The organism is Blautia acetigignens (assembly GCF_025566865.1).
Lineage (GTDB): Bacteria > Bacillota > Clostridia > Lachnospirales > Lachnospiraceae > Blautia_A > Blautia_A acetigignens.
Map to the genome: position 1 here is coordinate 1 of NZ_JAOQJM010000029.1, position 13,215 is coordinate 13,215.

At 43.6% G+C, this 13,215-nt stretch carries 10 protein-coding genes; 2 read left to right on the plus strand and 8 right to left on the minus strand.

Annotated elements, in window-relative coordinates:
• From OCV70_RS18250 to ileS, 4 genes are all read right to left on the minus strand, one after another.
• Nucleotides 1-250, minus strand: a 250-nt coding sequence (locus OCV70_RS18250; protein WP_262579979.1) for a hypothetical protein, incomplete at its 3' end; no start/stop codon positions are given.
• Nucleotides 251-388: 138 nt separating this feature from the next.
• Nucleotides 389-1,390, minus strand: coding sequence for a response regulator transcription factor (locus tag OCV70_RS18255; RefSeq protein ID WP_173768493.1), 1,002 nt, complete (start codon nucleotides 1,388-1,390; stop codon nucleotides 389-391).
• Nucleotides 1,391-1,666: 276 nt separating this feature from the next.
• A complete protein-coding gene (locus OCV70_RS18260; protein WP_173768495.1) occupies nucleotides 1,667-4,147 on the minus strand; it encodes a glycogen/starch/alpha-glucan phosphorylase in 2,481 nt (826 codons plus the stop codon).
• Nucleotides 4,148-4,285: 138 nt separating this feature from the next.
• On the minus strand, nucleotides 4,286-7,438 hold the full coding sequence (ileS, locus tag OCV70_RS18265) for an isoleucine--tRNA ligase (protein ID WP_173768497.1): 3,153 nt from the start codon (nucleotides 7,436-7,438) through the stop codon (nucleotides 4,286-4,288).
• A 493-nt stretch (nucleotides 7,439-7,931) separates the two neighbouring features.
• Between ileS and OCV70_RS18270 the strand changes: the two genes are divergently transcribed.
• Complete coding sequence (locus OCV70_RS18270; protein ID WP_173768499.1) at nucleotides 7,932-9,173, plus strand: D-alanyl-D-alanine carboxypeptidase family protein; 1,242 nt, start codon at nucleotides 7,932-7,934, stop codon at nucleotides 9,171-9,173.
• A gap of 30 nt (nucleotides 9,174-9,203) precedes the next feature.
• Here OCV70_RS18270 and OCV70_RS18275 read toward each other — a convergent pair whose 3' ends face one another.
• The 4 genes from OCV70_RS18275 to OCV70_RS18290 all read right to left on the minus strand — a co-directional run bounded on the left by OCV70_RS18275 (nucleotide 9,204) and on the right by OCV70_RS18290 (nucleotide 12,971).
• On the minus strand, nucleotides 9,204-10,166 hold the full coding sequence (locus OCV70_RS18275) for a 3'-5' exonuclease (protein ID WP_117849641.1): 963 nt from the start codon (nucleotides 10,164-10,166) through the stop codon (nucleotides 9,204-9,206).
• A 334-nt stretch (nucleotides 10,167-10,500) separates the two neighbouring features.
• Nucleotides 10,501-10,935, minus strand: a complete 435-nt coding sequence (locus OCV70_RS18280) for an Hsp20/alpha crystallin family protein (RefSeq protein WP_021924877.1) — start codon at nucleotides 10,933-10,935, stop codon at nucleotides 10,501-10,503.
• Between the two features lie 381 nt (nucleotides 10,936-11,316).
• Nucleotides 11,317-12,240, minus strand: coding sequence for a SufB/SufD family protein (locus tag OCV70_RS18285; RefSeq protein ID WP_021924876.1), 924 nt, complete (start codon nucleotides 12,238-12,240; stop codon nucleotides 11,317-11,319).
• A complete protein-coding gene (locus OCV70_RS18290) occupies nucleotides 12,240-12,971 on the minus strand; it encodes an ABC transporter ATP-binding protein (RefSeq protein WP_021924875.1) in 732 nt (243 codons plus the stop codon). Before OCV70_RS18290 ends, OCV70_RS18285 begins: the two co-directional genes overlap by 1 nt.
• Nucleotides 12,972-13,108: 137 nt before the next feature.
• Between OCV70_RS18290 and OCV70_RS20285 the strand changes: the two genes are divergently transcribed.
• A complete protein-coding gene (locus tag OCV70_RS20285) occupies nucleotides 13,109-13,174 on the plus strand; it encodes a DUF6783 domain-containing protein (RefSeq protein WP_334301990.1) in 66 nt (21 codons plus the stop codon).
• The last annotated feature ends 41 nt before the right edge of the window (nucleotides 13,175-13,215 follow it).

The window sequence follows — 13,215 nt, forward strand, 5'->3', positions numbered from 1 at the left end:
CTATCTCCGTTTTCGCTGCAGCATCTGAAAACAGCTTATGGCACTTGTTACAGCTCCAATATTCTTCATATCCGTCTGCAGTACATCCTGCTTCTCGTCTCTCGCTCTTGACTATCTCATAACCTGCCGCTCCATATTGGTGCTCACACTCATTACTAGTAGCATAACAGTTAAAATGCCAAAGCAACATCAATGAGAACATAATCACTGGCATCAGCCAATATTTCCTGTTTATTTTCTTCATTTCCATACTTTTCACACCTCCTACTGATTTCGCTTCATCCACTGACCATTTCATCAAGTATCGTTTCTCCCAATCCTTTTCTTACATTTTAGCAAAAGGATTCCCTCAATGTAATGTCCGTTTCGATGTGAAAAAGTACTTTTTTTATTTCAGCATATAATTTTTCAATTCATCTCTTTTCTTTATGCCTAGTTTCGTATAAATATTACTTAGATAATTTTTTACCGTATTGATTGAAAATCCCAGATGATCTGCAATTTCCTGGTTGTTCCAATCCCGGCTTGCCAGCATGGCAATTGAAAATTCCATACTGGTTAGTGCGTCAGTTACAGAGTTTTCTGATACAGAATTATGGATTGCCATCCATCCTCTGCTAAAAGTAATGACTTTATCAGATAATTTCTTATATATTTCTGTATCCTCCTTGCGAACACAGGATTCCAGAAGTCCCTGAAGCAAACCGTGATGTTCAATAAAGGGTTCTAAGAATTCATCTTCTTTGGCCATATTCCAGGCTATCATCAATGCATCTTTTGCTTCCTGCTGATGCTTCAGATTAATCTGACACATTGCAATCATACAATAAAGATAAATCATGCTGATTAGATATGTACCATTCCTAAACATTAATGCTGACTCACAAATTCCAAGCGCTCTGCCGTACTCTCCCTTTAAATATGCCATATGGGCTATCACGTAGGCAGAAAATAGCCTGATTCCATGAGGTAATGATGTAACATAAATATCCATATCCGGAAGTTCATTCGTAGGAAGATGTAAAAGCACAGATGCCATATATCCCGCAAATACGCAGACAGCTCTATTCTCAGCGGATGAAGCATTTTTCATCTCTTTTTCAAGACATACCTGAATCTCATTCAACCCTTTTCTGGAAGCAGCTGCTCTGCCAAGTGTCAGATTCGAATAAACGTATAACAGACAAGAGGACATTTTCAATTTTATATTCTGACTCATCAGGTAATTTTCTGCAATATTGCTACATTCCTCAGCCTGCCCGGAAAAATAATAATATTCTGCACGCGCAATCTCCTGAAAATCCTGGTCTGCAAAATTTGATACTATATTTTGGGCTTCTCCAGGTTGAAAAGAAGAATTAATCAGCGGCAGGATGCTCATATTAAACATATAATCAACTCCTTAGCACTATTATACTGCTTTATCCATTTTTTGAGTATACTATTTGCACGAAGTCCATATTTTTTACAAATATAAGCCGTGAATAATTCAGGCTACTTTTTGTTTTCTCGGATTTTTCAGATCAATGATGTTTTCCATTTGCTCCTCCTTGAAATTTATTACCGCATAAAAAAAGCTGCGTCCACACCGCCCCTTTCCAAGTTCGGGCATGAACACAGCCTTTATTATTTCTTATACTCTTTTTCGCAAACCCAGTTTGCCTTTTTATTTCTCTGCTGCCTCACTGCTCTTAGTTACAGTAACCTTATCCAGATGCCAGATATCATCTACATACTCCTGGATAGTTCTGTCGGAAGAGAATTTACCACTGCATGCAGTGTTCAGAAGTGCCATCTTCGCCCACTTCTTCTCATCCTTGTAAGCAGCTTCCACTCTCTTCTGAGCCTCAGCATAGGATCTGAAATCTCCGAGAATGAAGTACTGATCTGCTCTGGAGCAGTTCTTTGTGTTCAGAAGAGAATCATAGATATCTCTGAACAGCTCTGTATCGCTGGAGAAGGTTCCATTGATCAGCTGCATCAGAACCTGACGGATCTCAGCATCTGTGTTGTAGATAAAGTCTGGATCATATCCACCATGATTCTCATAATTAATGATCTGGTCAGCGCTCATACCGAAGATGAATGCATTCTCCTGACCAACCTCCTCAACGATCTCTACGTTTGCACCGTCCATAGTTCCAAGTGTAGGAGCACCGTTCAGCATAAACTTCATGTTACCTGTACCGGAAGCCTCTTTACTTGCTGTAGAAATCTGCTCTGAAACATCTGCTGCTGCAAAGATCATCTCAGCATTGGATACTCTGTAGTTCTCGATAAATACAACTTTAATCTTGCCATTGATAGATGGATCGTTGTTGACAACATCTGCTACACAGTTGATCAGTTTGATGATCTTTTTCGCACGCTCATATGCTGCAGAAGCTTTTGCGCCAAAGATAAAGGTTCTTGGATAGAATTCCATTTCCGGATGTAATTTAATCTGGTTGTACAGATAGATTACATGAAGGATATTGAGAAGCTGTCTCTTATACTCATGAAGTCTCTTAACCTGTACGTCAAAAATGGAGTGAGGATCAACTTCAACACCATTGTGCTCCAGAATGTATTTTGCAAGACGCTGTTTATTCTGGAATTTAATGTTCATAAATTCCTGAAGAGCCTTCTCATCATCAGCGTATACCTTCAGCTTGCCAATCTGGGAAAGATCTGTGATCCAGTCTGGTCCAATATGATCTGTGATCCATGCAGCAAGGTTCTGGTTTCCATGAAGAAGGAAACGTCTCTGAGTGATACCGTTAGTTTTGTTATTAAACTTCTCAGGCATCATCTCATAGAAGTCTTTCAATTCCTGATTTTTCAGAATCTCTGTATGAAGTCTTGCAACACCATTTACAGAGAAGCCTGCAACGATCGCAAGGTGAGCCATTTTAACCTGTCCGTCATAGATGATTGCCATCTTTTTGATCTTCTCATAGTTTCCAGGATATTTATTCTGTACTTCGATGATGAAACGACGGTTGATCTCTTCGATGATCTGATATACACGAGGAAGAAGTCTGGAGAACAGCTCGATCGGCCATTTCTCAAGAGCCTCTGCCATAATAGTATGGTTGGTGTAAGCAACACACTTGGTAGTTACAGCCCATGCATCATCCCAGCCAAGACCTTCCTGATCCATGAGGATTCTCATAAGCTCAGCAACAGCCATAGTCGGATGAGTATCATTCATCTGGAATACAACCTTCTCGTGAAGCTTCTTGATATCATCATGTGTCTTTTTGTATTTCTCAATTGCAGCCTGAATACTTGCAGATACAAAGAAGTACTGCTGTTTCAGACGAAGCTCTTTACCGGACATCTTATTGTCGTTCGGGTAAAGTACGTTTACAATATCCTTTGCAAGGTTCTCCTGCTCAACAGCTTTCTTGTAATCACCTTTGTCAAAGGAATCAAATCCAAACTCTTCAATAGCAGCTGCATCCCAGATACGAAGTGTATTTACTACATTATTCTCGTATCCAACGATCGGCATATCGTATGGAATAGCCTTTACAGCCTGGTATCCTTCATGGATGAATTTGTTCTGACCTGTAGCCTGGTCATATTCAACTCTTACATATCCGCCGAAATGTACCTCTTTGGCATACTCCGGACGACGAAGCTCGAATGGATAGCCTTCCTCAAGCCATGCATCCGGAACCTCAACCTGATATCCGTCTCTGATTTCCTGTTTGAACATACCATAACGGTAACGGATTCCGCAGCCATATGCACTATATCCAAGTGTTGCAAGGGAGTCAAGGAAGCATGCTGCAAGTCTTCCCAGACCACCGTTTCCAAGTGCCGGATCCGGTTCCTGATCCTCAAGCGCATTGATGTCAATTCCCAGCTCTTCAAGGGCTTCCTTCACCTCACCATATGCACCAAGGTTTAAAAGGTTGTTTCCGAGGGCACGTCCCATAAGAAACTCCATGGACATATAGTATACGATTTTCGGATCCTGTGCCTCGTAGGCATTCTGAGTATCAAGCCAGTTATCAATGATAACATCCTTCACTGTGTAGCTTACAGCCTGGAAAAGCTGCTCCTGTGTTGCCTCTTCAAGCTTTCTGCGGTAAAGAAATTTAACATTATCTTTTACGCTTTTTTTAAAGGTTTCTTTATCAAACTGTTTGTCAATCATTTTGCTCCTCCTGTAATGTATGATTCAGGCGAGCCTGTTTTCTTATGAAAACACAGCTGCCAGAGTCTCAATCTTATTCGGTTGTACTGCAAACTATCATGATAGCAGGGGCCAAAATTTCGCCCCTGCATTTTTTTATTACAATTTGGTAACTCCAAGTGTTACATGTTCTTTATTAATGTTCCACTCTTTTACATAACCGTCTGTCTCACCATAGACAACTTCCTCAGCAAGAACCTCAGACTTAATCTCTGCCTCATTGGCTTTCATAGTCTCGATAATCTTGTCATTATCTTTTACAGAAACGCGGATCTTATCCATAACCTCAAAGCCAGCCTCTTTACGCATGGTCTGTACCTTACTGATGATCTCACGGACAAATCCCTCTTCAATCAGCTCAGGTGTCAGGTTGGTATCCAGAACAACAGCGGTCTCACCCTCTGTCTCTGTTACATAGCCCTCTGTCTGTGCAGTCTCGATGAGCAGATCTTCTTCTGTAAGCTCAACCTTGTTTCCATCGATATCAAGTACAAGAACACCGTTTGTCTTCAGCTCATTCATAGCCTGGCTTCCGTTGATCTGGGCAAGTGCAGTACGGATTCCGCCAAGAAGCTTGCCATATTTCGGTCCAACTGTACGAAGCTGCGGTTTGAAGCTGTAGGAAATGAAGGATTCCACATCCTCTGCAAATTTCACTTCTTTTACATTCAGCTCGTCTGCAATAATGTCTGTGAAATATTTATCCATAACCTTCGGAGCTTTTACATACATGGTTCCGATTGGCTGACGGTTCTTGATATTTGCTGTATTACGGCATGCACGGCCAAGAACAACAACATCCAGAACTTCTTCCATATTTTCTTCCAGATCTTTGTTGATCCACTCTTCTTTTACTTCCGGGAAGTCACAGAGGTGGATGCTCTCAGGAGCATTTTTGTCCAGAGATCTTACAAGATTCTGGTAGATATCCTCTGTCATGAATGGGATCATCGGAGCTGCTGCCTTTGCAACAGTTACCAGTGCTGTGTAAAGAGTCATGTAAGCATTGATCTTATCCTGCTCCATTCCCTTTGCCCAGAAACGCTCACGGCAGCGTCTTACATACCAGTTACTCATCTCATCTACAAAGCCCTGAAGTGCTCTTGCAGTCTCCGGAATCTTGTAGTCGTTCAGGTCTTCATCAACGGTCTTTACAAGTGTATTCAGCTTGCTGAGAAGCCATTTGTCCATAACCGGAAGCTTATCATAATCAAGTGTATATTTTGCAGCATCGAAGTTATCGATATTTGCATAAAGTACAAAGAATGCATAGGTATTCCAAAGAGTACCCATGAATTTACGCTGACCTTCCTGAACAGCCTTGCCATGGAAACGGTTCGGCAGCCATGGTGCACTGTTGATATAGAAGTACCAGCGGATTGCATCAGCTCCGTAGGTCTCAAGTGCGTCAAACGGATCAACTGCGTTTCCTTTGGATTTACTCATCTTCTGACCGTTCTCATCCTGTACGTGTCCAAGAACGATAACGTTCTTATATGGAGCCTGGTTAAACAGAAGAGTAGACTCAGCAAGAAGGGAATAGAACCATCCTCTTGTCTGGTCAACCGCCTCGGAAATAAAGTTTGCAGGGAACTGCTGCTTGAACAGCTCCTGATTCTCAAATGGATAGTGGTGCTGTGCAAATGGCATTGCTCCGGAATCGAACCAGCAATCGATAACCTCTGGTACACGGTGCATAGTGCCGCCGCACTTCGGACACTTCATAGTAAGCTCGTCAATATATGGACGATGAAGCTCTACTGTCTTAGCACGCTCATCACCTGTTTTCTCATAGAGATCCTGACGGCTTCCAACAGATTCCATATGACCGCAGCTGCACTCCCAGATATTCAGTGGAGTTCCCCAGTAACGGTTACGGCTGATGCCCCAGTCCTGAACGTTCTCAAGCCAGTCGCCGAAACGTCCCTTACCGATGCTCTCCGGAATCCAGTTGATAGTGTTGTTGTTGCGGATCAGATCTTCCTTAACAGCAGTCATCTTGATGAACCAGGATTCTCTTGCATAGTAGATCAGTGGAGTATCGCAGCGCCAGCAGTGCGGATAGTCATGCTCGAATTTCGGAGCGTCGAACAGTTTGCCTTCTTTGTCAAGATCGGTAAGAACCATCGGGTCTGCTTTCTTAACAAATACGCCAGCGTATGGTGTCTCAGCTGTCAGGTTACCTTTTCCATCTACAAACTGTACGAATGGAAGGTCATACTCACGGCCCACACGGCTATCGTCTTCACCGAATGCAGGAGCAATATGAACGATACCGGTACCATCGCTCATGGTAACGTAGTTATCGCATACAACGTAGTGTGCTTTTTTGCCCTTGGATGCTACATAGTCGCCTGTGCATTTGAAAAGAGGCTCGTACTCTTTGTATTCCAGATCCTTACCTTTGTAAGTCTCAAGAACTTCGTATGCAGGCTCCTCATCCTTCGCAAGCTTGCCAAGTACTTTGTCAAGAAGGGCTTCTGCCATATAATAGGTGTATCCGTCTGCAGCTTTTACCTTGCAGTAGGTCTCATCCGGATTTACACAAAGTGCAACGTTGGATGGCAGTGTCCACGGCGTGGTGGTCCATGCCAGGAAATATGCATCCTCGCCAATAACCTTGAAACGTGCGATTGCAGAGCGTTCTTTTACTAATTTATATCCCTGGGAAACCTCCTGGGATGAAAGCGGGGTTCCGCAGCGCGGACAGTATGGAACGATCTTGAAGCCTTTATATAAGAGGCCTTTGTCCCAGATTTCTTTCAGTGCCCACCACTCGGACTCAATATAATTATCCTCGTAAGTTACATATGGATGCTCCATATCAGCCCAGAAACCAACTGTTGAGGAGAAATCCTCCCACATTCCTTTGTATTTCCAGACGCTTTCCTTACACTGCTGGATAAATGGCTCCATACCGTATTCCTCGATCTGTTCCTTGCCGTCCAGACCAAGCTTCTTCTCTACCTCAAGCTCTACCGGAAGACCATGGGTATCCCATCCTGCCTTACGCGGAACCATATAGCCCTTCATTGCACGGTATCTCGGGATCATGTCCTTGATAACTCGTGTAAGCACATGACCAATATGAGGTTTGCCGTTTGCTGTCGGCGGTCCGTCATAGAAGGTGTAAGTCGGGCCTTCTTTACGGTTTTCCATACTTTTCTCAAAGATATGGTTTTCTTTCCAGAATTCTTCTACTTTTTTCTCGCGATCTACGAAATTCAGATTCGTGTCTACTTTCTGGTACAAAGTTTTTTCCTCCTTTTTTTAATAAAAAGTCGATATAATAAGAAAAAGCCCTCATCCTGCAAAAGGACGAAGGCTGTCAGCACTCGTTATACCACCTGTTACAATGTACGGGCTCATGGCCGATACATGCTCCCGGTAACGGGGGAACGCCGTTATTCCCTACTGTGATTTCAGAAATAAAACTCCGGAGTGATGTTCGGCTGAATTTACTTGCGGCGGGCTCGCACCGTCCCCGTCTCGCTGTGCCTTTCAAAGCAGCTTACTGTCTCCATCGCAGTCTTTGCCTATTGTTTTTTCCTGTCCATTATAATGGTGAAAAATTCTATATGTCAAGTATTTAAGGCAAATTTGTCCTGAAAAAGGGGGATTTTATGGGAAAGGAAGGGGCTGGCATTTAAATTTCACAGTCTTTTAATAGTTTTACAGAGGTAAAGGTGGTATAATATGATAACGTATGTGACACGATTGCTTTAGAGAAGCAGAAAGGATTTTTATGAGTAAAAAAATATTTCATATGAAAATAAAGCGGATTTTCTGCGGCGCTCTGGCTGTAGGAATGCTTCTGGGACAGACCAGTTCTGTTCTTGCAGAAGCGGTTTCTTCTCCTACGCCTACCCCTAATCCCCATACCGAGTATTATGCACAGGCTGCGGATACAGATTCTATTGAGGGATGGCCAACCGGGCCCCAGATTGAAGCGCAGTCAGCAGTTCTTATGGACCTGAATTCGGAAGCGATCCTGTATTCCAAGAATGCGGATACCCAGCTTTACCCGGCAAGTATCACCAAGCTTCTCACCTGTCTTCTTGGCTGTGAGAATCTGGATACAAGCGCACAGATTACTTTATCCCAGCAGGCAGCTTATGGAATTGAGGCAGGAAGCTCTACCATTTATGGTGATGCGGGAGAGGTTTTCACCGTGGAGCAGGCTCTTATGGGACTGATGCTGGAATCTGCCAACGAGATGGCACTGGCCATTGGAGAAGAGGTTTCCGGTTCTGTGAAGAAATTTGTGGAACTGATGAATGCCAGAGCCCAGCAGCTGGGATGTACCAATACACATTTTAATAACCCAAACGGACTTCCGGATGAGACCCATGTGACCACTGCCAATGATATGGCGAAGATTGCCAAGGCAGCCTGGCAGAATGCCACATGCAGGAAGTTTTTCACCACGGATCTGTATGAGATTCCGCCGACTAATGTTTTCACAGAAACACGTTATCTGCTGAATCATCATAAGATGATGGCGGGCAGAGATTATGCTTACGATGGTGTCCTTGGCGGAAAAACCGGTTATACGGATGCTGCTGGCGCAACCCTTGTCACTTACGCAAAACGTGGAAATATGCTTCTTGTGGCAGTTGTTATGAATTCGGTGAATGGTGCATGGAGTGATACCAAGAGTCTTCTGGATTATGGATTTGATAATTTCGAACGTCAGAGGATTAAGGTGAGCATGAATCCGGTTCCGAAGGAGAACCTTCCAAGTGAGCAGTATCTTTTAAATAATTGTGGGAATACGTATCCATTCTATTATACGAAGAATATTTATGTGACTGTTCCTATTGGAACGGATGTCAAGACGCTTACCCGGAAGCAGAGGGTTCTTTCCAATGCGGTTGGGCCGCTTCGGTTGAAGAGTAAGTATTATTTTAATGGACAGATGGTTGGATGGGGAATGCAGTATGAACGGTCGATTCTGGCGAATCTGCTGACAGTTCCAGGGGCGTGATGATCACGCCCCTTTTTAATATTCTGATATTTATTGTTTCGCGGATTCCTCCGCTTTCCTGCTTCGCTTCTTTGCTCGATGGGCCTCCCTTTTCTGGCGGATTTCTTCAGCTTCCTCGTCGGACACATTGGTCAGTGTTTTGATGGCGTAATACATGTTATTCTCGGTTTTGCGAAGCCTGATCTTTCCCATGACGAAGCCATGCTCCTGGCAGAGGGAAATGCTGTAATAGACCTTGGAATTATTCATGAACCAGCGGATCTTGCGCTTGGCTGGATTGTGACAAAGCGGACATTTGGTGCTGGTTACTTCACGATCCTTCATGGCTTTTTCCCTAGAATAAAATTCCCTTGAGACAAACTTATCATAAGTTGGATAGGATACATGGATCTCTTCTCTCTTGCTCTTGGGGTTCTGGTATACATCCAGGGATGAGTTGGGCAAAATATATTCATCTTCTATTTTCTGCAAAACGCACGCGGTGTAGTAAGCATCTCCAAGTGCGCGGTGAAACTCCATTTTCTTGGCAATGCCCATCTTGTCTGCGGCAAATTCCAGGGCGCGGCGCTCGTGATTTTCCTCGTAGCGGATGGCAAATAATTTCTGCACGTCATAGTAGGTTACGGGGCCCGGAATCATGGAAAGCTTGCCATAATACTTCATATTCCGCTGCAGTTCCATCACATCCTGATTTCCCCAGGTAAAAAATATATATTCCTCACCGCACCATTCCAGAAATTCTGTCACAGCCTGCGGAAAGGGCGTTCCATTCTGCAGATCCTTATAATTCATGTGGATCACTTCGTGGATGCTGTCATGAATCCAGTTGTACACCTGGGGCTTGATCAGGCGCTGAAAGCTGTCCACAATTTCTTTCTTTTCATTCAGTTTTACTGCGCCGATTTCTATGATTTCGAAAGGCAGACGGCTGTTGGACCACCTTTTCCCTCCCGGACTCTGATTCCACTCCAGGTCAAATACAATGTAGTTCATGATAAAGTTCCTTCTGTTTCCTGCTGTAAATTCTAGACAAGTATAACAGACTGCGGAAATGATGTAAAGAGAATCCCACAACAGCCGTGGATGTCCTTACACATGAAAAAGCCTGTCGGCGGGTACCGACAGGCGATGGGGGTATGAAACTATCTATATGAAAATTTAGGAAATTTTTTTAAATTACAGGAATCTATATGAAAGAAGCTGTTATCAAATGGTTCAGGACTGCCGTGTGCAACGAATACTAATTCGCAGTCATTCAAAATTCTTTACGCCAGCCGCCGCTTCTGGTTCACGGAGGGCGCATTATTTATGGTGTGGTCTGCTGTTTTTAGCCTTCAATAGAAATAAATTTCTTCTCTTCCGGCTCTTTCTTCTTGGCTTCCTTCGGGAAAGTAACGGTCAGGACGCCGTTGTCATATTTCGCATGAATGTCCTCATGCTCCAGATCCTTGCCTACATAGAAGCTTCTGGAACACTGTCCGGTGTAACGCTCTCTATGAACATATTTACCATTATTATCTTTCTCATCTTTATTCTCGGTTCTGGACGCCTGAATGGTAAGGTAACCTTCCTTCAGCTGAATCTTCACATCCTCTTTGTGGAATCCCGGAAGATCCATGCTCAGTTCATAATTGCCATCTACATCCTTAATATCGGTCTTCATCAGCTCCGCATTTCTGTAACCTGCGTTGCTCTGACGCTCTGTCGGAAATCTCATCCAATCATCAAATAAATTCTCTCCAAAAATACTAGGCATTAACATAACTGATTCCTCCTTATATTGTGAACACTCTTGTGTTGAATTATCATTTTCATCAAAGGAACTGGAACTTTTCTTTTTCCTCTTCCTTTGTTCTGTACGTAATATAACACGTATTGTTAGCACTGTCAAGATGTGAGTGCTAATTTTTTGTGAAGAATTTGTGAAGCCTTAAAATGAAAAAACAACTTCTAATATTAGTCTTTGTCCTATGGCGTAAAACAGCCGCTCAGTGGGAGATTGGCTCCGGCTGAACGGCTGTTTGGAATTTTGGAGTTTTTTCAAACATATTTCGTCCCTCTGTAAAAGCTCCCAATTGTAAATATGAGCTATTTTACCCTATTTGGGGACGTTTGCATAGTAGGTATTTTATTATTTTTCTGTTTAACTCAGGAAGTTCTCGATAATTACATTCTCTGCTTCCGCTTCGGTCATGCCAAGGGTACGGAGCTTCAAAAGCTGCTCATCGTTGATTCGACCGATGGCGGCTTCATGGATGATGGCGGCATCTACATGCTTCGCCTGAATCTCAGGGATGGAACCTACCTCTGCGTGATCCATGATAATGGAATCACACTGGATATGAGCATGACATTTATTTTTTCCAACTGCCTTAGGATGAAAAACCTGGGAAGAGTTTCCTTTTCCAACAGAACGGGAAATAATCTGGGCGGAAGAACCTGCGCCATTCATACAAACCTCAATATCAGACTCCGCTTTCTGCTCACCGTCTGTCATCAGACGCTCCAGAACAAACAGCTTGGAATCTGCGTCCATCTCCACATTGGTGGTACGGATCGTGGAATCTACCCCTTTGATCTGCACAGTATCCAAAGTGAATACAGAATTTTCCCCAAGTTCAATATTGGTTACCGGATTCAGGACCCTGCTTCCGGTTCCATTTCCTTCGCCGTAATGCTTCTCTTCATAATGAACATTGGCATTTTTTCCAACATGGAAGGTGTGAATGCCATCGTGACGGCTTTCATTGCATCCGCTGTTGTGGATTCCGCAGCCTGCAATAATATTCACGTCTGCACCGTCTTCCACATAAAAATCATTGTAAACCAGGTCTGTCATGCCGGATACGCTCACTACAACAGGGATGAAAACCTTCTCTCCCTGTGTCTTTCCATCAATAAAAATATCGATTCCCGGCTTGTCTTCTTTTTTCCGGATTTTGATGTGCTCACTGTCGCCATGACAGACGGAAATGCCATTCTGGCGCAGATTGTATGCACCTTTCTGCTCAAAACCTTCGCTGATCTTATCCAGTACGCCCTGGGTGGTTTCTTCTACTTTAATCATCAGCATTTGCCTCCTTCTGTCATGCACTTCTGACATTTTTCCTGCTGAAACAGGGTTGGGAAAACGTCCTCTTTGGTACCGTATTTCTTCACTTCTCCATCCTCGATCACCATGATCTTATCCGCCATGTTGATGATTTTTTCCTGATGGGAAATCAGGATCAGGCACTCTTTTTTCTCACGATGGATCTCCTCGAAACGCTTGATCAGCATGGAAAAACTCCACAGATCAATTCCGGCTTCCGGCTCATCGAAAATGCTCACTTTATGAGATTTGGCAAGAACGGTGGCGATCTCAATACGCTTCATTTCGCCGCCGGAAAGAGTTCCATCCAGCTGACGGTTCAGGTAATCCTCAGAGCAAAGTCCTACTGCGGAAAGAAGCTTGCAGCTTTCCTCCTCGGTCAGTTCTTTGCCAGCTGCAAGAGACAGCATTCTTGTGACTGTCATTCCCTTGAAACGGGGCGGTTGCTGGAATGCATAGCCGATTCCCGCATTGGCACGATGGTCAATATCATATTCCGTAATGTTCTCATCATCCAGATAAATTTCTCCGCTGTTTGCCTTCTCAATACCGGCAAGAACTTTGGCAAGAGTGGATTTTCCTCCGCCGTTGGGTCCAGTGATCACCAGCATTTCCCCATCCTTAACATCAAAACTGATGTGGTTCACCAGGCAGCGCTTTTTCCCTTCTTCATTCACTTCAAAAGTCAGGTTCTCTACTTTCAGCATATCTATACCTCTTTTGTGTTTTTTACTTTCTTATTGAAATGTACTCCTTATGGGAAAAGATGTCAACATTTCCTAGTAAGTTTTAGGACGTGTTTGAAAAAGGCTTTAGAGCGTGTTTGAAAAAGGCTTTCTGCAAGATGTACGTCACAATTTGTGGGAGATTTTGTCCGGATGAGGGCGCCGTAGCGGGCTACGGCAACTGAATTCGGGCAAAATATACCGCAAAGTGGGGCGTGCAGATTGC